This is a genomic window from Pseudoalteromonas sp. BSi20311 (assembly GCF_000239875.1).
Taxonomy (GTDB): Bacteria; Pseudomonadota; Gammaproteobacteria; order Enterobacterales; family Alteromonadaceae; genus Pseudoalteromonas.
In genome coordinates this window covers 1-21703 of record NZ_BADU01000154.1, presented here as the reverse complement: position 1 = coordinate 21703, position 21703 = coordinate 1, and the positions used below count along the sequence as shown (strand labels likewise).

Sequence of the window (21703 nt, the reverse complement as noted above, 5' to 3'; positions counted from 1 at the left end):
TTTAAACGGGCACTAAAACATGTTTTAAAATGTCTGCAATTTGGTTGTTGCCCGCTTCACTGTGCAAATCTAATCTATGCTGGCACACACTAGAGAATACCGCTTGTACATCTTCGGGAAGTACAAAATCTCGACCTTCAATATAGGCCCATGCTTTTGCTGATTTTGCCAATGCCATACTTGCTCTTGGTGAAAGAGAAGCTGATAACGATTGAGCCTCACGAGTGTAAGTCACTAATTCAATTATATAATCAACAACCGGAGCGCTTAGCGTAATATTAGCTATAGATTCTTGTATTTGTTTAAGTTGTTGTTGGTTAATTCGCTGTGGTAATTGGGAGTAATCGCGCTTTTGATTGTTTAATAGTAATCTTTTTTCAGCGTTTTTAGGTGGAAAACCTAAGCTTATGCGCATTAAAAAACGGTCTAATTGCGATTCTGGCAGCGGATAAGTTCCTGCTTGATATAAAGGGTTTTGAGTAGCAATAACAAAAAACGGAGTAGGGAGCGGGTACTTTTCTCCATCTACGGTCACTTGTTGTTCTTCCATGGCTTCTAATAAAGCACTTTGGGTTTTAGGACCCGCACGATTTATTTCATCAGCAAGTACAACTTGACTAAAAATCGGGCCTTTATGAAATGAAAAACTGTGTTCTTTATTATTAAAAATATTGGTACCAATAATATCAGCGGGTAATAAATCGCTAGTAAATTGAATACGTTGATACGATAAACCCAAAACAGCAGCTAATGCATGCGATAAAGTGGTTTTACCCATACCTGGTAAGTCTTCAATTAGTAAATGACCTTCACTAAACAAACAGGTTAATGCTAATTTTATTTGTTGTTGCTTGCCAAATATAACGGTAGATAGGTCATCAATAATAGTGGTAACTAGGTGCTGCATAATGTCCTTTAATCTATCAGTTCTAAACGTTTCATTACGGCATCAACTTTTTGCGCGTTGAAAGGCTTGGCTATAAATTCTTTTGCGCCAAGTTCCCAAGTATTTTGTACGGTCTCAAAACTATTATGGCCTGAGCACATAACCACATGAGCATATGGGTGCTCGTTATTAATCGACTCTAAAATTTCGATGCTTTCAGAATTAGGTAAATCAACATCTAAAAATATAACGTTGGGTGATTTTTCGCTAAGTAAGGGTTTAGCACAATCAAAATTATCACACTCAATAATGTCATCAAAACCTAAGCCGGCTAACACTTGGCTTAAGTCAGCACGGATTTGTTTAACATCATCAATAATTAAAATTGGTTCGAGTGGGCGTACAAATTCCATATGAATACTTCAACATTTTTTACGGCTTGTGGTTTAATATTAAGCCAAGCATTAAGGAACCTCAAGGTGATAACTATGAATTACCGTAATAGTCGTTTAAATGCACTTAATGTCCGATACCGTCTGGTATTGGACTTAGTGAGCTTGAAGTTATTAAAATAGAGCGCCACACATGCACTTAAATATTACTACCTATAATTTATATTATGTTAAATAGGGTAAATTAATACTTTAACAAGCTAACGGCACGGTGTTTATGCACGTTATTATCACTGTATCTGAGCCCTTTTCCCATAAAGATGTATTCAACTATAAAACTCACTACGCGCTATTTGCTTTGTTTAAACAATTAAGCTCATTAGTTAATTGTTGTAGCTGCTTAGTTTTTTCATTTAGCTTTTGCTGATACTTTTCAATTTTATCGAACTTGCCTTGTTGCTTAGCTTTATTTATATCAGCTTTATATTCTTCAATTTCGATACTGGTCTTATCTATTTTTTGTTGTAACTCTGTAATTAATCCTTCGTGGCTACAATGTGAATTTATACTCTTTAGTGCTTTATCAAGGCCCGCGACTTTGTGATCATTACCTTGTTGTTTTGCAATTAATAATTCTTGGTTAACTTCACAGGCTTTCTTTTCACAGCCGTTTAAATTCATACAATTGTTTTGAGCTAACACACTTGCTGAGCTTACTAATAACAGGCTTATTGCTATACCTCTTAAATATTTCATTTATAGTTTCTCATTCTGGATATTATGCTTATTTAATTACTATCTACAAAATACAGATAACAGCCCTTGTAGCTCGTCACTAATAACGTGTTGTTTTACAACATCTTGCATAGGAGTATTTGATACTTTGTTATTTAAAATACCCACCATTATAGCGGTTTCCCCAGCACATAATGCTTTTACACTTTGTACAGCCAGTCTAATTGCTAACATACGATCAGCCGCTGATGGATTACCACCTCGTTGTAAGTGCCCTAGTTTAGTTACACGTAAATCTATATTTGAATTTACAGCAGCTATTTTTTCACACACATGCTCAACACCAATTTCGTCGCCTTCAGACACTACCACGATAAATGCGTGTTCACTGTGATAATCGCTAATCTTTAGCAATAAATCATCAATGTCTTTATCATTTTCAGGAATTAATATTGAGTCGGCACCAGAAGTTAGCCCTGCATAAGTACCAATATATCCGGAATCACGCCCCATAACTTCAATAACAAACACCCTATTATGAGATTCTGCTGTATCTCTAATATTATCAATACATTGCATTGATGTGTTTACTGCCGTATCAAATCCTAAGGTGTAGTCTGTGCCTGCAATATCGTTATCTATGGTGCCGGGAATACCAATATAAGGGATATTGGTTATGTGTGATAACCATAAACAGCCTCTAAAAGAGCCATCGCCACCTATGACAATTAAGGCATCAACATTATTATGTTCAATTGTAGCTAAAGCTTGCTGTCTGCCTGTCTCAGTTCTAAACCTTTCACTACGTGCGGTTTTTAAAACGGTACCGCCCAAGTGCATACTTTGTTGCAGGTTTTTGCAATCAAGTGTCACTAAATCATTATCAATTAAACCCTCATATCCTTTTCGAACTCCTGACACTTTTATGCCTTGTTGTTGAGCGGTTTTTACGATGGCAAATAAAGCGGTGTTCATCCCTGGAGCATCACCTCCAGAGGTAAGCACGGCAATATGATTAATTGGTTGCATCGGTTCACGTCCTTAAAGCAAGCTATACATTAAAATGATAATAGCTGTTTATTGTTAGGCAGTGTTAACTAAGTGCAGTAAAGTTGATCTAGTTATGTGTTATTAAACAATATTTTTCATAACAATAGAGGGAAGTACTTATATTGGCATGCTAACTTGATGTCAACATGCCGTGGTTAGGTATTAATGTAGAGCAGCAGTAAATGGTATATTTTTACAAATTTCTGCTTCTATTATTAATAACTCTTCTAAACGATCATCAACTTCTTGTTTATCAAAGTATTCGTAAGCAAGTTCAACAAATAGGTTTTTATGTTTTTCTTCAGACTTGGCTATCGCAACATAAAAATCTTTTTCTTTTCCTTCTGGTAAGGCTTCGGCAACTAAAGAAAAACGTTCGTGTCCCCTCGCCTCAATTACACCGCCAACGAGTAGCCTATCCATTAAAAATCCATCGCGTCCATGTCTAAAGTGTGCGCGAATTTGTTTAATGTAAGGGTCTTTTTTATCGTCACCTAAATTAGTATCACGCTCAATGAGTAATTTCAGCACTTGCTTGAAATGAATTAACTCTTCTAAGGCTAAGTCAGTCATGGCTTTAACTAATTTACGCTTATCAGGGTAATGTGAAAGCATAGACATAGCCATGCCCGATGCTTTTTTTTCAGCAGCAGCGTGGTCTTGTAAAAAAGTTTCAAAGTCGGCTAAAACAACTTCGGTCCATTCAAATGGCGTGTGGTATTTTAATTCAAACATATGGATACAACTTATAAAATAATGCGTGGATTTTAGCGTATTTAAAAATAAAAATCTTTGCTCGCGGTTTAAATTTGTCTCTCATAAGGTAAAAATTTATCTATCCGCCCTTTCGCGGTCGACTCAATTTTTAATGGATGTTTTATATCATTCCACGCGGTGACCTTACCCCCCATATTCATTTTTTCAAAGCCATTTAACTCAGAGGTAATACTTAAAAAATCACAAAGCTGACTAAAACTGTTAGGGTTGGCAATATCTATCGCTAAAAAATCATGTTCTCGATTACTAAAATAAGCCTTAGCATTATTAATGTGTACGTTATAACAATCAGTTAAATACTGATCGTTATTTATATTCTCTAGTGAAAAGTCTTTAAATGTATTTAAATAACAGCGCTTTAAATGAATGTTAAAGCCACCATCTGTACGGATTAAATTAGTGTGCATTCGCTGTAAAAGCTGTCTTATTGATGGTATCCATGTAGTAAGCTCTCGCTCTAAATATATAAATTTTGCGCCAGGATAGTATTTATCTAATACTTTAAAATCGTTAAATATGGGGGTGTCTGCAATTGCGACCGCATTATCAAAACAGGCGGTAGTGTATGCAGTATGAGCAGTTGGTATACCAAAATGTAAAAATGCATTACATACACTGGTGGTACCGGTTCGCGGTAAGCCAATAATAAATATTTTTTGTTTCATGGGGTTTTACATGTCTTTTTCTGAAAACCAAAGTGAAGTATTATCAAGTGGTGTTAGTAAGGGTAAGTTTTTGTTTTCTAATCTAATAATAATCTTATTTTTGATATCTGCATGCTCAATGGCACTGCGATGATACGCATTAAATAAGCGGTCAAACTCGCCATTTTTACGCATGACCGCTAAGCCATTTTCAACTGCATAGGCCAACTCGGGCGTATCTTTACTAAAAAAGAAGTAAATTGCACTTGGGTATTGCAGTATTAACTGAGGAAGAGTTGTAAGTTTTGCATCACCTTTAAAGGTATTTAGCTCCGTTTCAACTTCAAGCAACGATCGAGGGAATACATCTCCTCTGCCTTTTATTAACATATTAAATAATGAGCTGTATTCAATTGATGTTGATACCGTTAATCCACTATCTAATAAAACTTGAGTATCTGGCCAGTCGTGACCTTGAATAAAGTGGATACCTTTAAAGTCATCAATTTTTTTTAGGCTTGATAATTGTTTTTGTTTATTCTGTGTAGTGACAAGTAAACGCCACCCGTATAAACCTTTAAAAATAGGCACTCTTACGGGCAATAGCTCTTTTTCTCGCTGCTGTGAAGTCATGGTCCATGCAACGTTGACTTCATCATTATGTATAATTTGTTTTAATGAGCGGCTTTGAGGCATAGAAATACTCGATGCTTTTAATGTATATTTTGCGCCGCTGTATTGTAAGGCCGTTCTCAATAAAACTAACGGATAAAGAATTTCATCTTCACCCACTCGCATCGTTTTAGGATAAACATAATTTAAACCATCAATACTTTGATTGCTATTGTCATTTTCTATTGCCCCTACAAATGACGCCAACGAAGTGGCAAAACATAAGCTTATAAAAACAATAGCGAATCGCATCTTTATTTATCGACTTAACAATAAAATTAAGGAACTTACAAAAAGAATAGCAAATGTCATCATCATACTTAATACACGTGCTTTCAAATTGTTAGTACTAATAGCAGAGCCATGAAGCGCACGGCTAATAAATAACAAACCACCGAGTGCATGCACATAGTGACTCGCTAACCCTTGATACTCTAATAAGAACAGTAAAATTAGGCTAATTGGCACGTACTCAATAAAGTTACCGTGAGCCCGAGTTGCACGCTCAAGTGCAGGATGACTCCCATTACCAAGTGAAATGCCTTCAGCCTTGCGTATTTTTACAACATTAATACTCAAGTAAATATAATATAGTGCCAGTAAAGCGGCATAACTTGATATGATCACAGTATTTTCCATTTAATTTTTAAGCAATAATAACACATAACTAAAGCAGTAAAATCACCATTTGTGGTAGAGTGATTTATGAGCTGGAATCGTAATTAGTAAGGATATTATGTGTATTTAAGAACGAGAATAACCAATATCTATCGGGAAATAATTAACAGTATTGGATTTTACCCCTCAGTCTTGTCGGTGGCATTTTTATTTTTTGCTGTGCTGACTATGTCAGTCGAGTACTTAGCCCCCATAGAACAATTTAAAACATTAATTTCTTTTATATTAGTTGATAGCGCAGAAAACGCACGCACCATTTTAAGTACTCTTGCAGGCAGTATTATTTCGTTAACCGTCTTTAGTTTTTCTATGGTAATGGTGGTATTAAATGCAGCTAGTGCAAGTTTATCACCGAGAGTTGTTCCAGGGTTGATAACACGCAAGTCACATCAAATGGTATTAGGGTTTTATTTAGGCAGTATTATTTATTCAATTATCATGCTGATAAATATAAACAAACTCGATAATGGTAACACTGCTATTCCGTCTCTTGGCGTGTTGTTTGCGCTTGTTTTTGGGTTAATCTCTTTAGGGTTATTTGTATTTTTTATTCACTCTATTTCAAAAGCAATTCAAGTTGATAACGTATTAAATGGGTTGTTTAGGCAAACCAAAAAAGAAATTCAAGACATTATCAATATGCAAAATGAAAACCCCGTTGATAACTTTCCCGAGTTTTCAAACTGGCATTCAATAAATAGTACGACCGAGGGTTACTACAAAGGGGTTCACACTAATAAATTGTGTGCCCTGCTAGCAGATGAAAACATTGAGCTGTTTATTACGGTTAAGCAAGGTTACTTTACAGTTAAAGGTTACCCGTTTTTAAAATGTAATAAGGATATTTCTGAGAACGAAGCGTTAATTGAGAAAATCCTAGACTGTTTTATATTTTATATAGAAGAATACATTAGTGACCATTACCGCTACGGTTTAACGCAAATTTCTGAAATTGCGGTAAAAGCTATGAGCCCAGGAATAAACGATCCGGGTACTGCCGTTAAATCTATTGATATGTTGAGTATATTATTAATAGAACGACTAAAGATTAATGCAATAAATTATTCATGCTATGAAAAAGATGAGCAACCATTGTTGTACTTTCATGAAACCAGTTTTGATGAACTACTTCATGATAACTTCACCCCTTTACGCAATTATGCAAAAGCCGATGCCTATGTAATGACTAACGTTATTGAGGCATTTAAAAATATTTTATTTATTGCTAATGAGAATGTGGATGCACGAAACAGTGTGTTTAATTATTTAAATGCCATTGTTGATGATATTAATCAGCACATAGTTAACGAATACGATCGTCAAGAGATTAGTAATATGCTGTATGCCATTGTGCGTATTAGTGAGTCACAAGGAAAGCAGTTGGTGGCACGATTTGAGCGCCACCCACCTATAAGCGCTTAATCAATATAATAAATTGCGTAACTTGATGCGCTTATTGTAATTTCACCAGCATGATATGCATCGGGTACATAGTTGCTCGGTGCACCATCAGCCATCATTACTTTTTCACTGCGCATGTAAGGTACTGATGGCATATCAAGCGGACTTAAAGACGCACTATATAAGCCTTTCAATTCAACATCAAAATCAGCACTTAATTCTTTTGCCGCTGCTTTAGCTTGTTTAATTGCCATTTTTTGCGCTTTTTTATGCAGCTCATCATAGTTGCTCGCTAAAAATTGGGTTTGCCTAATTTCATTAATGCCATTATTAACTAAGCTTTGTAAAAGCTCAGGGTATTTATTAATCGCAGAAAGTTTAATTGTCAGCGTTCTCGATACTTTAAAGCCGGTAAACTCTTGCTTACCTGTTTCACGGTTATATTGATTATCGCGATAGATTGAGATTTGACCAGCATTAATATCGGCATCAGCTACACCTAGTTTTTTTACTAAACTAATTGCGTTGGCCATAGTGGTATCGGTTTGTTTTTTTGCGGCAATTAAGTTTTTATCTATTTCAGTAATACCTACTGTTAATAGAACATGATCGGGCATAGTTGTTAGTGAAGCTTCACCTTTAACATAGATATGCGGCTCTTCAGGAGCACTGGTTGCATAGGCTGACGTACTCAGCAAAGCAGCCGTTATAATCGAAAGCGTTTTCATAAGTCTATCCTTTTAAATTTGATTGCCTTAGTTAACACCTTATGTGGTTAATTGCAGATGAACAAGCATAAAAAAACAGGCAAAAGCCTGTTTTTTTAGTAATGAAGCATTAAATGCTGCAACGCTTGTAGTTACGATACTTCGGTAACCAGTAGTTTCTGTCGATGGCTGCCCACAGTGCATCATCTGAAATTTCAAGGGCAACGCCCTCTTCAATCGCTTTTTTAGCGACTGCAAAAGCAATGCGTTTACTCAGCGTTTCAATTTCTGTTAACGCAGGTAATAAGCTACCTTTACCTGTATTGGCTAATGGTGATGACTCTGCCAACATTTCGCTCGACATAATTAACATTGCATCGGTAATACGCGTTGCTTTAGCAGCAATTACACCTAAACCAATACCAGGGAAAATATAGCTGTTATTACATTGAGGAATGGGGTAAGTCACGCCGTTATAAACAACTGGGTCGAATGGGCTACCTGTGGCTACAATCGCTTTACCATCAGTCCATTTGATAACATCTTCTGGGTAAGCTTCTACTTGTTTAGATGGATTACTTAACGGGAAAATAATAGGTGCTTCACATTTCGCGTGCATAGCGCGAATAACTTGCTCAGTAAATAAGCCCGGTTGACCTGATACACCAATTAAAATATCTGGTTCAGCGCAGTGCATTACATCTAATAATGACGCGTATTCGCCACTGTAAGTCCAATCGGCTAGGCAGCTTGTTGGTTGCGCTAACATTTGTTGGAAGTCGCGTAAGCCTTCCATGCCATCAGTTAACAAGCCAAAGCGGTCAACCATAAACACTTGGCTGCGTGCTTGTGCTTCACTGATGCCTTCAGCCACCATAGTGCTAACAATTTGTTCAGCAATACCACAACCTGCAGAGCCTGCGCCGACAAACACGACTTTTTGAGTCGATAGTTTAGCGCCTTTAACACGACAAGCTGCTAATAAAGAGCCCACAGTAACCGATGCAGTACCTTGAATGTCATCATTAAAGCTACAAATTTCATTACGGTAACGCTTTAATAATGGCATAGCATTTGGTTGTGCAAAGTCTTCAAATTGCAGTAACACGCTTGGCCAACGACGCTTAACCGCTTTAATGAATAAATCTAAAAACTCATCGTACTCATCTTGCGCAATACGCTTATGTCGAGCACCCATGTACATTGGGTCGTTTAATAGTTTTTCGTTATTGGTACCTACATCAAGCATAACCGGTAATGTGTACGCTGGGCTAATACCACCACAGGCGGTATACAAAGAAAGCTTACCAATTGGAATCCCCATACCGCCAATACCTTGGTCGCCCAAGCCTAAAATACGTTCGCCATCGGTAACCACGATAACTTTAACTTTACCTTTAGTGGCATTACGTAAAATATCGTCAATTTGAAAGCGATCTTCATAAGAAATAAACAAACCACGGGCACTGCGATAAATATCAGAAAACTTCTCACAGGCATCACCCACCGTTGGGGTGTAAATAATAGGCATCATTTCTTCAATATGATCGCGTACCAAACGGTAGTAAAGCGTTTCGTTATTGTCTTGAATGGCACGTAAATAGATGTGCTTATTTAAGTTGTCATTAAAACTTGAGTACTGTTGGTAACAACGCTCAACTTGCTCTTCTATTGTTTCGTAACGAGGTGGAAGTAAACCAGCAAGATTAAAGTTTTCACGCTCTTTTTGGCTAAATGCACTTCCTTTATTCAATAACGGGGTTTCAATTAGGCCTGGGCCAGAATAAGGAATATAAAGATAATTTGGATCGGTATTTGTAGTCATATTTCCAAGCTTTACTGAATCTTAAATAATGATCTGCCATTATCATTGTTAAAGGCTAAATTGCAATGACATTTAAGCTTGTCAGACCATTAAAAATGTACAAATACAAGCGCTACTTTAGTATAAAGCCACTCATATTTGGTGAATATGTTAGCTGCCTGATGTGGGTTTAAAACGTTAAACGCGCTGCGTGCTTTGTTTAATGGTTACAACAGTGCCAATTATATTTAGGTTTGCTAATTTTTTTACGTTAGTTAACATGCTATTTTCAACCAAATAGTTATTAACTATTAATCTGTTACATTTAAAACAGCAGGCAGCAAACCTGCTGTTTATTATACATGTTTTAAAATTTAAATGAGGCTTTATTATTACTTAAATCAGATAACGCCATCCCTTCTCTGCGCGGATCGGCAGCGCCATACAAACGGTTGTTTTTTACCTCTACCGCATGCAAGCCTGAGTTTAGGTCAATCACACGTACATCATGGCCGCGCTCTTCAAGCTCTGGTACAAGCGCTTCAAGCTCAGTACCTTTCTCAAGGCTAGTATAATCATTACGATTAGTAGTACGCGGTAGATTAATGGCTTGTTGGGCGTTTAAATCCCAATCTAGAACACCAATAACCACTTGCGCTACATAATCAATAATACGACTCCCACCAGGAGAACCCACCACTAAGCGTAAGCTGCCATCTTGGTTAAATACCATCACCGGTGACATTGAGCTACGCGGGCGTTTATGCGCTTCTACTCTGTTAGCCACTAACTTGCCATTTTTACGTGGCGAAAGTGAAAAATCAGTTAGCTGATTATTTAAAATATAACCATTTACCATCACTGTTGAGCCAAACGCCATTTCAATAGAGCTGGTCATTGATACGGCGTTGCCGTTGCTATCAACAATCGATACGTGTGAGGTAGAGGGCAGCTCAAAAGAATCATCATTTGCATAGCTTAAGTAATCCACTGGATTGCCTGGCAATGCTTTTTGATCTTTTTCAGTAATTAATTTTGCGCGGGTGGCAATATAGTCTTTATTTAATAACTCTTGAGTAGGTACTTGGGTAAAGTCAGGATCGCCAATGTATTTATTACGATCGGCAAATGCAATACGTGAGGCTTGGCTAAAGTAATGAATTGCCTCGGCGCTATTGGCTTTAATATTTGCCATGTTTTTGTGTTCAAGCAAACCTAAAATTTGTAGCACTGCAACACCACCACTGCTAGGAGGCGCCATAGAGCACACATTATACACTCGATATTTTATACAAACGGGTGCACGCTCTTTACTGCTGTAATTAGCAAGGTCTTGCACAGATAATTTACCAGGCGCGATTTTTGATTTTTGCACCGCTTTTACCATGGCTTTAGCGTTATCGCCTTTGTAAAACGCATCTATTCCTTTTGAAGCAATATCTTTATATAAATTAGCCAGTGGCTGATTTTTTTTAATACTACCTACTTCAATTACTTTGCCATTAGGGAAAAAATACTCATTAATCACCGGCATACTCATTACGCCTGGGTTTAGTTGCCTAACCAGTAACCCATGTAATCGAGGCGATACTTCAAACCCTTGCTCAGCAAGGGTAATTGCAGGTTTAAATAAGCTAGCCCAAGGTAAGGTGCCATACTGTTTATGGGCGCTGGCAAACGCATGTAATATACCAGGTACGCCTACAGAGCGGCCACCTACAACCGCTTCTATCCATTTTACTGCATTGCCGTGTTTATTTAAAAACAGGTTAGCATCGGCATTACTCGGTGCGGTTTCGCGGCCATCAAAGCTGGTAAGTTTATTATTAGCTTTGTTGTAATACATCATAAATGTACCACCACCAATGCCTGATGATTGCGGCTCGACTAATGTAAGTACTAATTGTGTGGCAATAGCGGCATCAACAGCACTACCGCCTTGGGCTAAAATGGCTCTACCCGCTTGTGAAGCATACGGGTTTGCCGCGGCAACCATATATTTATCACCAGCCACTAATTGTTTTTGTACAACGCCAGTAGCCGCTTCAGGCTCACGTGTTTCAATTTGGCTTGCTTGCTGTGCAAATAAAGGTAAAGACAGTGCACTTAAAGAGAGAGCAAATAAAGAGTGGAGCTTAAAATTCATAATTACTGATTAAACTTAAATTGCATGGAAGATAATTGGCATCTTAAAGTTAAACAGGCACAATATGCAAAAATAAATATAAAAATGATCCCTAAATGCTTAATTTACCTCTTCAGCCGCGCTATGTTTTCCCTCCTTTGTGTTTAATTTTATTAAGCTCACTTTTAGCATGGCTGGGTATAAACGACGAACTTGAATTTAATCGTCAACTGATTGAACGAGGCCAACTATGGCGTTTATTTACCAGCCAATTTGTACATGCCAACTGGGCGCACTTAGGGTTGAATTGTGCCGGTATCGCGCTTATATGGTTATTGCATGGTGAGTACACATCACCAAGCAGATATGGTTTTAATATTGCCACATTGGCAATTTGGTGTGGCTTAGGTGTTTTTTGGTTTTGCCCCACAATTACAATTTACACAGGGCTTAGTGCCCTATTGCATGGCGTGATCATTTGGGGAGCGATAAAGGATGTCACTGTTGGACTTAAATCGGGTTATGTGTTGTTTATTGGTGTGTGGGTAAAGTTAATCGCTGAACAAATAAATGGCCCTAGTGCTGATATAGGCGCATTGATCAACTCAACGGTGGCTGTTGATGCACATTTAATTGGCGCGATTGGCGGCGCATTGTTGGGCGTTCCTTTAATTATTAAATTCATCAGCAAAAATAAAGAATAAAAAAGCGCCACATTGTGGCGTTTTTTATTAATTTACCGCTATTTATAGTGTTTCTTTAAACAACTTATAAATACGACGGTATTCGTCTAACCAGCTCGAAGGCTGCACAAAACCATGCGGCTCTACTGGGAAGATTGCTGTTTCAAAGTTTTCTTTCTCAAGTTCTATTAAACGCTGCACTAAACGCACTGAATCTTGAAAGAACACATTATCATCAACCATAGGCGCATTGATTAATAAATGCTTTTTAAGCCCTTCAGCATAGTAAATAGGAGAACTACGTTCATAAGCAATTGGGTCAACATCTGGGTGATTCAAAATGTTAGCGGTATAGCCCGTGTTGTAATGTGCCCAATCAGTCACAGGGCGAAGCGCCGCTCCTGATTGAAACAAATCTGGCGCGGTAAATAACGCCATAAAGGTCATAAATCCGCCGTATGAACCACCATAAGTACCAACCGCTTGAGTATCAACGTTGGCATTTTCAGCCATCCATTTTACGCCGTCAGCTAAATCTTGTGTTTCAGGTGTTCCCATTTGGCGGTAAATAGCAGTACGCCAATCACGGCCATAACCTTTAGAAGCACGGTAATCCATATCCATCACTACGTAACCTTCATCGGCAAGTAATGAATGAAACATAAATTCGCGAAAGTAACCAGACCAACCCATGTGTGAATTTTGCAGGTAACCGGCACCGTGGTTAAAAATAACCGCTTTACGGTTTTTACCTGTTTCACCTTCTTGGTAATCAGCCGGGTAATAAACTTTGGCGTATATTGGCTGATCTGTATGGCTTGAAGGCACAGCAACAATTTTAGGCGCCGTGAGTTTTTTAGCTAAAAACGTCTCAGATACCGTGTTAGTTAAACGAGTTGCGGTTGTGTTTGCTTTAGCCTCAGCCACATAAAGCTCAGTGGGCATGGTAATTTTAGAGTGTCTTAATAATAACTTAGACTGATCTGGGCTTAAGGTATAATCCGTCATGCCATTTAAGTCTGTTACTTGCTCACTAACACCTGTTTGTGGGTTTACACGGTAAATTTCGTAAAGGCCAGGATGCTCAACATTCGCTTTATAGTAAATAGCGCTATTGTCATCAGTAAGGGTTAAATTAGATACTTCAAATTTACCCATGGTAAGCGCAGTCGCTTTACCATCAAGTGGCTTTTTATAAAGCTGACTATAGCCCGACTCTTCAGATAAATAATACAAGGTAGTGGAATCATTTAACCAACCAAAGTCGTTAAACGCATAGGCAATCCACGCATCGTCATGTAAACGATGTTGAGAGACAAGTTTGTTATTTTCAAAATCTACAGTGGCTAACCAACGATCTTTGTTATCCCATGCTTCAAGCATAATAGCTACTTGGCTACCATCATCGTTCCAGCTAATAGGTGATTGATTCCAACCCCAATCTGAAATAACGTTAATACCACGAGGCTGTTTTTTAGATTTATAGGTTTTGCCTTCACGGGCGTAGTTTTCTTTTTTAACCTCAGCAAGTACATCTTCATCAAAACCAGGTAAGGTATTGAACCCTAATGTGGTTTGGCTTTGATCTGCAAGGTTAATATAAACAAGCTCAGAAGTTTGCTTTTTAGAATCAGCTACGCGGCGGCGAACTTTTTTAGGCTCTATCGTCGCATCATCAGTGATGTAATTAGGCATAATATCGCCTTCACCACGCCATGAGCTTTTTTCTTGTACGACTACAATTAACGCATCGCCATTTGGAGAAAGCTCTGCTTCATCAACCGTGTTGCCATCGCCTAAATAATAATGAGTGTTAGCAATTGAGCTGTTATTAGCTTTTACTTGCTCTTTACGCGCATGCTTATCTTGTTTATTTTTGTGCTGCAGTGCAATGTAATCAATAAGCTTATGTTGCTCTTTGGCAATATAAGTTGATGGTTCTTTTACGCCTTGTGGTTTGTCAGCGAGTTTTAAATTGGCTATTTCGCGGGTTAAACCTGTGGTTAAATCCACTTTGAAAAAGATATTACCTTGACGATACGCTAAGTTACCATCGTTTAAAAACTGTGGTTTTGACTCAGTAGCAGAGCTTTGCGTAATTTGTTTAATTACGCCTGACTTTACGTTTTTGATAAATACGTTACCCTCAAACACATAAGCTTGAAGTGATTTATCGTTAGAAAAAACAGCTTTACTTGAACCAACACGGTGTAATTTTTCTAGTGCCACTTGCTCTGCTGTTTGTGAGTTTACAGCTTGAGTGAATAAATCTCTTAGCTCACTACCTTGCTGCTTACGCGCATAAATAATGGTACTTGAATCTGCACTCCAAAAAGCGCTTTGTGGCTGGCGTCCAATCCAATCAGGATGCGCCATGGCTTGTTCAAGGGTGATTTTTGATTCGCCCAAATCTGCGGGCGTGTTAACAACATTAGCAACGGTGATATTTGTTTGAATAGATGAGTCAGTAGAAGTTGTGGCGGTTGCGGTACAACCCGCTAACATAACACTTGATGCAACAGCGATTGCAACAAGTGTTTTAGAAGATGAGAATTTAAAAATCATAGTGCTTCTTGACGGTTATTATAATTAACCATATTTAAGCAGAAGCACCTTTATAATTGCAATTATTTAAGATAAACAACGCTGATATTGGGGTGAATAACCCGTTTATTCAACCGTTAAATCAAGCCATACCATGCGGTGGTCGCTTGATGCATTTCTATCTTTAATTAAACGATATAATTCGCTTTGCTTTTTCGGCCAAAATACACCGCCATCTTTAATGGTTAATCCATAGTTTGAAGGTAAAACGTAATCAACCCGTGCTTGCCAGCTAGCGGTATAATTTTTAGCATAAGCTTGTGAGTATTGCTCTTTAGCGCCCTCACTTGTTGGAATGAAGCCAGCGTTAATCAATGGGCTTTTAAGTATTTGATCTGTTGTATTAGTGCGCTTTTTATCACCCTCAGCAGTGGCATTTAAGTCACCTAAAATCACAAATCGGGATTGTGCTGCAAGGCCACCCTTTTTACCGTTATCATCATAGAGGTAACTTTCGTTATTAACGTAATCAGCAATGAGCCTAATTTCATCATGGTTGCGAATGCCATTTCTGTCTTCATCGCCATCAAACACAGGCGGTGTTGGATGCGACGCTAACATATGGACTACTTTATCGTTTACCTTTACGGGTATATCCCAAAAAGATTTAGAGCTTAAACGTAAAGCATTCCACTCTGCATCGTTATACCAATTGGTATTGGTTTTTGGGTCAACCGGCATTTTTACATTGGGTAAATCTTTGTGCTTAAAGGTTTGCAGGGTTCTGATATTGTCAAAATCAATTGGATAACGAGATAAAAACGCCATTGCATAATGGCCTTCAAAAAAACCAAAGCCCTGTGCATCACCCATTACACCGGTTTTTTTACCATCGTTGTCTAAGTCAAACTCAGTTGCTAAGCCAGTATTAACGGGGGCGATGTAAACGTATGGGTAATCAATTGCTGCTTGATTATTTTGCCCTACATTTAAGTAGTGGCTTTTAAAATACTCGATACCTTGCTCTTTTGGAATGTAGTCAAACTCATTGAGTAACACCACATCTGGGCGGACACGTTGGATTATTTCAGCAATATTTTTAATTTGCTGGTGGTCTGAACGAAGCGCGTTTACCAGTGCATCACTTTTTACTTGTTCATTTTTAGCGGTGTAATTAGTGGCGTCCATACTAACATTGAAGGTTGCTACGCGTAGCGATTCAGCCAATACAGGGCTGGTAGAAAAAACAGCAAATAACACACTGCTGATTGCTGTAATACTCAGATTACGTTTCATTATATGAATCCATCTATAATTAATAATAAAATAGTGCTGCTGACAATAACCCACAAAGTAATGGCCATCAAAAACGGCTTTATACCTGCTTGTTTAAGCACTGATAACGACAAACCACTGCCAATTAGGAACAGTGTCATCACTAATAATTGCTTAGCCGCACTATTAATAAGTTCCCATGTGGATGAAAACGACGGCATATAAGTATTAATTAATGCGGCTAATAAAAAGCCCACAATAAATAAAGGAATACTCGCCTTTTCGTCAGAGCGCATAAACACTCCCGCAACCGCTGTATAAGGAATGATCCACATCGCACGGGTCAATTTTACCGTAGTGGCAATACTCAGTGCCACAGCACCATAAGTAGCCGATGCCCCCACTACGCTGCTAGTATCGTGAATGGCTAATGCGGCCCACAGACCAAATTGCTGTTGGGTTAACTCAAAATAGTGCCCAATTGCGGGAAATAATAATAATCCCACGCCATTGAGTAAAAATACAATCCCTAAGGCAACAGCGACTTCGTGATCTTTAGCTTTTATGACCGGTGCCATAGCGGCAATGGCGCTGCCACCGCAAATAGCGGTACCAAATGAAATTAGCACGCCTGTATTACGATTAAGCTTAAAAACCTGGGTTAAAATCTCTCCAAGCCCGATTATGGCAGTAATACTAACAATTGTTAATACTAAAGAGCTGCGTCCCACCTCAATTACTTCATTAAAATCAACAGCAAAGCCTAAGCCCACAACGGCAAGCTTGAGCATCACTTTACTGGCCTTTTGAGAAAGCTCACTAAACGGGTTGCCTAAGGTAATGGCAAATATGGCGCCTAATACCAATGCACTTCCTGCTCCTATAAACGGAGTCATACACAGTGCCAGTAATAATATGAATGTTGGCTTATGCAGTTTAGCGATCATCATAGTTTTAAGCCCGAATAAGTTTATTAGTCAGTTTATGGACAACGGGGGCAACAAATACAACTGTGGGAAAAGCAATACAAAAAGCAAATAACCACGCTTTAAGCCATATAGTTACAATATTATCGACCATACCCACATTAAATATTGAAATAACAAATGACATAAACCCTGACATGAAAAGTGCCATAAAAAAAGCAAACACAATAGTACGAAACTTTGGATGAACCATTGAAAAACAACCTTTAGAAGGTAAAGCGATAAATTGCATTAAATTTATCGCTTTATTTTTTAACTTATAATAGCGATTTGCTGGTAGCTAATACACCTGGGTAATCCTGCTCTGGCAAGCAAGATGTAAGTTCACTTAGGCGGCTACCTAATTGCTGTAAACTCTCACCCGAAACATTAATATGCCCCATTTTACGACCGGGCTTAACGCCTTTACCATACCAGTGACTGGTTACATCCGCCGTTTTTAAAACATCAGCAGGAATATGTGCTTGGCCTAATACATTGATCATAGCAGTAGGTTGCTTAATTTGCGTATTACCCAAAGGTAACCCTGCAACAGCACGCATATGGTTTTCAAATTGCGAGCAGTGAGCACCTTGCTGTGTCCAGTGTCCTGAGTTATGCACTCGAGGAGCTATTTCGTTAACTAATAACGTACCTTGAACATCAAAAAACTCTATGGCCAATACACCTACATAATCAAGTTCTTGTGCTATACGAGTAAATGCCGAGGTCGCTTGGCTCTCTACTAAACTATTATCTTTACCGGCTAGTGAAAGGGTTAACACACCGTTTGTATGTTGATTTTCTGTAAGTGGATAAATTGCAACGTTACCCTCTTTGTCGCGCGCGCCAATAATAGAGACTTCACGATCAAACGGGATCATTTTTTCAGCAATAATTGAATGAGGTGCACGCTCTGTACCTGATGCAATAAAGTCAGCCATTTCAGCCCAAATAGTGTCTATTTCATCATCTGATTTTAAACGCCACTGGCCTTTGCCGTCATACCCAGCTTGACAGGTTTTTATTACTAACGGTTTGCCTAATGTTTTAACTGCTTGTTCAAGATGCGCTTTTTCAGTAATAAGTTGGTATGGCGCACAAGCTACTTTGGTTTTATCTAACAAGGCTTTTTCAAGTGAACGGTCACCACCGGTTTTTATTGCTTGTTTACCTGGATAAAACTTATTGCTATTACAGCAAAGCGTTAATACATCATCGGGAATATGCTCAAACTCAGCGGTAATCGCATCGGCATCATCGATAGCTTGCTCAAGTGTGGTTGAATACACTTGGTTGGTTAGCGGATGCACAATTTTTTGGCTGCCAACATCATAAGCAACCACATTTAAATTAAGCGGTGCGCCAGCAAGGCTCATCATTCGCGCAAGCTGCCCAGCACCTAAAATTAATATAGTCATTATTACTCTGCAGGATTTGGGTTAGCTAGAATAGTGTCGGTTTGCTCTTTACGGAACGCTTCAATTTTGGCGAAAATTTCAGGATTTTGACAGCCTAATATTTGTGCAGCCAATAAACCTGCATTAGCTGCACCTGGCTCACCAATAGCCAATGTACCTACAGCAACGCCCTTAGGCATCTGGCAAATAGACAATAATGAATCAACACCATTTAACGCTTTTGACTTAACTGGAACGCCTAAAACGGGCAATGATGTAAACGCTGCAGCCATACCCGGTAAGTGAGCCGCCCCACCTGCGCCAGCAATAATCACTTTAATGCCACGCTCGCTTGCTGAACTTGCGTAATCAGCAAGTAATTGAGGAGTACGGTGAGCAGAAACCACTTTAGTTTCATAAGCAATACCAAATTTTTCTAGCATCAGCGCAGCGTGTTCCATGGTTGGCCAATCTGATTTAGAACCCATAATAATGCCAACAGTCATAAATACTCCTCAGTAATGTATTTTAAAAATAGCGGACTTATGTCCGGTTTTATGGCGGGTATTATATACTTAAATACCGCAATAATGCGACCAGCAGGCAATAAAAAAGCCATGTTAAACATGGCTTTTTTAAAATGCTTGAAATACTTGCTGTTATGCTTCTTTACTCGCCAAGTATTCGCTGTAGTTTCCTCTAAAGTCGATTATTTTACCGTCTTTAATTTCCCAAATACGGGTAGCAACTGATGATACAAACTGACGGTCGTGAGACACAAACATCAGAGTACCTTCATATGCTTCAAGTGCTAAGTTAAGCGCTTCTATAGATTCCATATCCATGTGGTTAGTCGGTTCATCCATTAATAAGATATTTGGTTTATGCATCATGATTTTACCAAACAGCATACGACCTTGCTCACCACCTGAAATAACTTTTACAGATTTTTTAATATCGTTTTGCGAAAACAACATACGACCCAAGAAACTACGAACAACTTGCTCGTCATCACCCTCTTGCTGCCACTGCTCCATCCACTCAAATAAGTTCATGTCTTTTTCAAACTCATCGGCATGATCTTGTGCATAATAGCCAATGTTAGCATTTTCGGACCATTTAAACTCACCGCTTTTAGGTGCTAAACGCCCTGCTAAGGTGTTTAGTAGTGTTGTTTTACCCACACCATTCTCACCAATAATAGCAATGCGTTCACCTACTTCAACTAGGCCTTCTAATCCTGAGAATAAAGTTTCTTCAAAGCCTTGCGATAAGCTGGTCATTTCAAGCGCGTTACGGAATAACTGCTTTTCTTGTTCAAAACGAATAAATGGCGACTGACGTGATGAGGCTTTCACTTCGTCTAATTGAATTTTATCAATACGTTTTGCACGTGAAGTGGCTTGCTTTGCTTTTGAGGCATTAGCAGAAAAGCGCGATACAAACTGCTGTAGTTCAGCAATTTGGCTTTTCTTTTTGGCATTTTCACTCAATAAACGTTCGCGAGCTTGAGTTGCTGCAAACATATATTCATCGTAATTACCCGGGTAAATACGTAGCTCACCATAGTCAATATCGGCCATGTGTGTACAAACCGAGTTTAAAAAATGACGGTCATGCGAGATGATAATCATGGTACAGTCACGTTGATTAAGTACATCTTCTAACCACTTAATCGTGTATATATCCAAGTTATTGGTAGGCTCATCAAGCAACATGATATCAGGGTCTGAAAACAACACTTGAGCTAATAGTACACGCAATTTAAAACCGGGTGCGATTTCAGACATAGGACCGTAATGTTGCTCTGTCGCTATACCAACACCTAATAATAGCTCACCCGCTTTTGACTCGGCAGAATAGCCATCCATTTCAGCAAACTCAGTTTCAAGGTCGGCTACTTTCATGCCATCCTCTTCACTCATCTCAGGTAGGCTATAGATACGGTCACGCTCTTGTTTAATATCCCAAAGCTCTTTGTGACCCATAATTACAGTATCGATCACTGAGTACTCTTCGTAAGCGAATTGATCTTGATTTAGTTTAGCAACACGTTCATTAGGATCTGTGCTTACATTACCCGATGATGGCTCAAGCTCACCGCTTAGAATTTTCATAAACGTTGATTTACCACACCCATTGGCACCAATTAAACCATAACGGTTTGATTCGCCAAATTTAGCTGAGATATTTTCAAATAACGGTTTAGCACCAAATTGCATGGTGATGTTAGCTGTACTAATAATAGCGCTACCCTCCAAGGGAGACTGAAGTATTTAAATTGCGCGCAGTTTAAACCAAACGAGTGATTTTTTCTATGAAAGTTTATGTAACAACCTAAAGTAAAGAAGCGCTGTTTATTAACTATTAAAGCATTAAAACAGACAAAGGAATGGACGGATAAATGGACAAAAAAGCTGAGTAAAATTCACTCTTGTGCTGTTTATGCAGTAAAAATATGTTTAATAAAAAAACAATCGCCGTTACAGACAAATAACTAAATTAAACGTGCTAAACCGCTAATTGGTCGCATTTTACTTTTATTAACATTTTATACGGCTATATTAACGTTTTTTATAGTATTAGAGTTTTAGCTCTACCTATGCCGAAAGTAATAACTATGAAAAAAACTCAACTCCCCCTCCCCTGCATTTAAGCCAAATGTCTTATTCCAAAATTCGATAGTAGTTTATACGGCTACAAAATGAAAACAGCATTAACTTAAAATGAACAACACCCAATTTTTGCATTAATATTCATTGATAATTTTTCACTTTTGAGCCTTTTATTGCTTTGCTAGTCTGCACCACTTCAAATTTAGTAATCATAAAAACGTCTTTATTAGGCAAGGCACACACGGAATGAAATAAAATTAGTATCGCTGGCGATTGCAGGTGTTTTAGCTACACCGAGTGTTTCAGCAATTGAAGTATTTAAGGATGAAAAAAATACAGTCGCTATTGGC

General features: G+C 38.4%; 20 protein-coding genes. 2 read left to right on the top strand and 18 right to left on the bottom strand.

From position 1 onward, the window contains the following. Position 1: 1 nt before the first annotated feature. The 8 genes from P20311_RS15580 to P20311_RS15545 form a co-directional block, all read right to left on the bottom strand. Positions 2-907: a MoxR family ATPase gene (locus P20311_RS15580; protein ID WP_008114646.1), complete on the bottom strand. Its 906-nt coding sequence runs from the start codon at positions 905-907 to the stop codon at positions 2-4. 8 nt (positions 908-915) lie between these two features. Then, entirely contained in the window at positions 916-1299 is a 384-nt protein-coding gene (locus P20311_RS15575) for a response regulator (RefSeq protein ID WP_008114642.1), read from the bottom strand. Between the two features lie 321 nt (positions 1300-1620). Next, complete coding sequence (locus P20311_RS15570; protein ID WP_008114639.1) at positions 1621-2034, bottom strand: DUF1090 domain-containing protein; 414 nt, start codon at positions 2032-2034, stop codon at positions 1621-1623. A 39-nt stretch (positions 2035-2073) separates the two neighbouring features. Then, a complete protein-coding gene (locus tag P20311_RS15565) occupies positions 2074-3042 on the bottom strand; it encodes an ATP-dependent 6-phosphofructokinase (protein ID WP_008114637.1) in 969 nt (322 codons plus the stop codon). Between the two features lie 183 nt (positions 3043-3225). Next, positions 3226-3798: a tRNA-(ms[2]io[6]A)-hydroxylase gene (locus tag P20311_RS15560; protein ID WP_008114635.1), complete on the bottom strand. Its 573-nt coding sequence runs from the start codon at positions 3796-3798 to the stop codon at positions 3226-3228. 68 nt (positions 3799-3866) lie between these two features. Continuing rightward, the gene (locus tag P20311_RS15555; RefSeq protein ID WP_008114633.1) at positions 3867-4505 is read right to left on the bottom strand and encodes a sulfotransferase; all 639 of its coding nucleotides are present in this window, start codon (positions 4503-4505) and stop codon (positions 3867-3869) included. Positions 4506-4511: 6 nt separating this feature from the next. Beyond that, on the bottom strand, positions 4512-5408 hold the full coding sequence (locus P20311_RS15550; protein WP_008114632.1) for a transporter substrate-binding domain-containing protein: 897 nt from the start codon (positions 5406-5408) through the stop codon (positions 4512-4514). A gap of 6 nt (positions 5409-5414) precedes the next feature. Next, positions 5415-5783 (bottom strand): MAPEG family protein, encoded by a 369-nt coding sequence (locus P20311_RS15545; RefSeq protein ID WP_008464784.1) that lies wholly within the window; start codon positions 5781-5783, stop codon positions 5415-5417. 111 nt (positions 5784-5894) lie between these two features. On the opposite strand from P20311_RS15545, the gene P20311_RS15540 reads away from it, so the two are divergent. Then, a complete protein-coding gene (locus P20311_RS15540; RefSeq protein ID WP_036985268.1) occupies positions 5895-7256 on the top strand; it encodes a DUF2254 domain-containing protein in 1362 nt (453 codons plus the stop codon). On the opposite strand, the gene P20311_RS15535 is transcribed toward P20311_RS15540, so the two are convergent. The 3 genes from P20311_RS15535 to ggt form a co-directional block, all read right to left on the bottom strand. After that, the gene (locus tag P20311_RS15535; protein WP_008114625.1) at positions 7253-7963 is read right to left on the bottom strand and encodes an SIMPL domain-containing protein; all 711 of its coding nucleotides are present in this window, start codon (positions 7961-7963) and stop codon (positions 7253-7255) included. The two genes, P20311_RS15540 and P20311_RS15535, sit on opposite strands and share 4 nt — an antisense overlap. Before the next feature lie 109 nt (positions 7964-8072). Next, positions 8073-9767 (bottom strand): NAD-dependent malic enzyme, encoded by a 1695-nt coding sequence (locus tag P20311_RS15530; RefSeq protein WP_008114623.1) that lies wholly within the window; start codon positions 9765-9767, stop codon positions 8073-8075. 346 nt (positions 9768-10113) lie between these two features. Continuing rightward, the gene (gene ggt / locus P20311_RS15525; protein ID WP_008114621.1) at positions 10114-11892 is read right to left on the bottom strand and encodes a gamma-glutamyltransferase; all 1779 of its coding nucleotides are present in this window, start codon (positions 11890-11892) and stop codon (positions 10114-10116) included. A 95-nt stretch (positions 11893-11987) separates the two neighbouring features. On the opposite strand from ggt, the gene rrtA reads away from it, so the two are divergent. Further along, positions 11988-12575 (top strand): rhombosortase, encoded by a 588-nt coding sequence (gene rrtA / locus P20311_RS15520; protein ID WP_008114619.1) that lies wholly within the window; start codon positions 11988-11990, stop codon positions 12573-12575. A gap of 42 nt (positions 12576-12617) precedes the next feature. On the opposite strand, the gene P20311_RS15515 is transcribed toward rrtA, so the two are convergent. The 7 genes from P20311_RS15515 to P20311_RS15485 form a co-directional block, all read right to left on the bottom strand. Beyond that, positions 12618-15119, bottom strand: a complete 2502-nt coding sequence (locus P20311_RS15515) for a prolyl oligopeptidase family serine peptidase (protein ID WP_008114618.1) — start codon at positions 15117-15119, stop codon at positions 12618-12620. A 105-nt stretch (positions 15120-15224) separates the two neighbouring features. Further along, the gene (locus P20311_RS15510) at positions 15225-16394 is read right to left on the bottom strand and encodes an endonuclease/exonuclease/phosphatase family protein (protein ID WP_008114616.1); all 1170 of its coding nucleotides are present in this window, start codon (positions 16392-16394) and stop codon (positions 15225-15227) included. Continuing rightward, a complete protein-coding gene (locus P20311_RS15505; protein WP_036934450.1) occupies positions 16394-17323 on the bottom strand; it encodes a YeiH family protein in 930 nt (309 codons plus the stop codon). The genes P20311_RS15510 and P20311_RS15505 overlap by 1 nt, the downstream gene beginning before the upstream one ends. A gap of 4 nt (positions 17324-17327) precedes the next feature. Then, a complete protein-coding gene (locus P20311_RS15500; RefSeq protein ID WP_008114614.1) occupies positions 17328-17552 on the bottom strand; it encodes a DUF2798 domain-containing protein in 225 nt (74 codons plus the stop codon). 64 nt (positions 17553-17616) lie between these two features. Beyond that, entirely contained in the window at positions 17617-18759 is a 1143-nt protein-coding gene (locus P20311_RS15495; protein ID WP_008114612.1) for a 5-(carboxyamino)imidazole ribonucleotide synthase, read from the bottom strand. A gap of 2 nt (positions 18760-18761) precedes the next feature. Then, on the bottom strand, positions 18762-19244 hold the full coding sequence (purE, locus tag P20311_RS15490) for a 5-(carboxyamino)imidazole ribonucleotide mutase (protein ID WP_008114610.1): 483 nt from the start codon (positions 19242-19244) through the stop codon (positions 18762-18764). A gap of 153 nt (positions 19245-19397) precedes the next feature. Further along, the gene (locus tag P20311_RS15485) at positions 19398-20984 is read right to left on the bottom strand and encodes an ABC-F family ATPase (protein ID WP_076919581.1); all 1587 of its coding nucleotides are present in this window, start codon (positions 20982-20984) and stop codon (positions 19398-19400) included. Between the last annotated feature and the right edge of the window lie 719 nt (positions 20985-21703).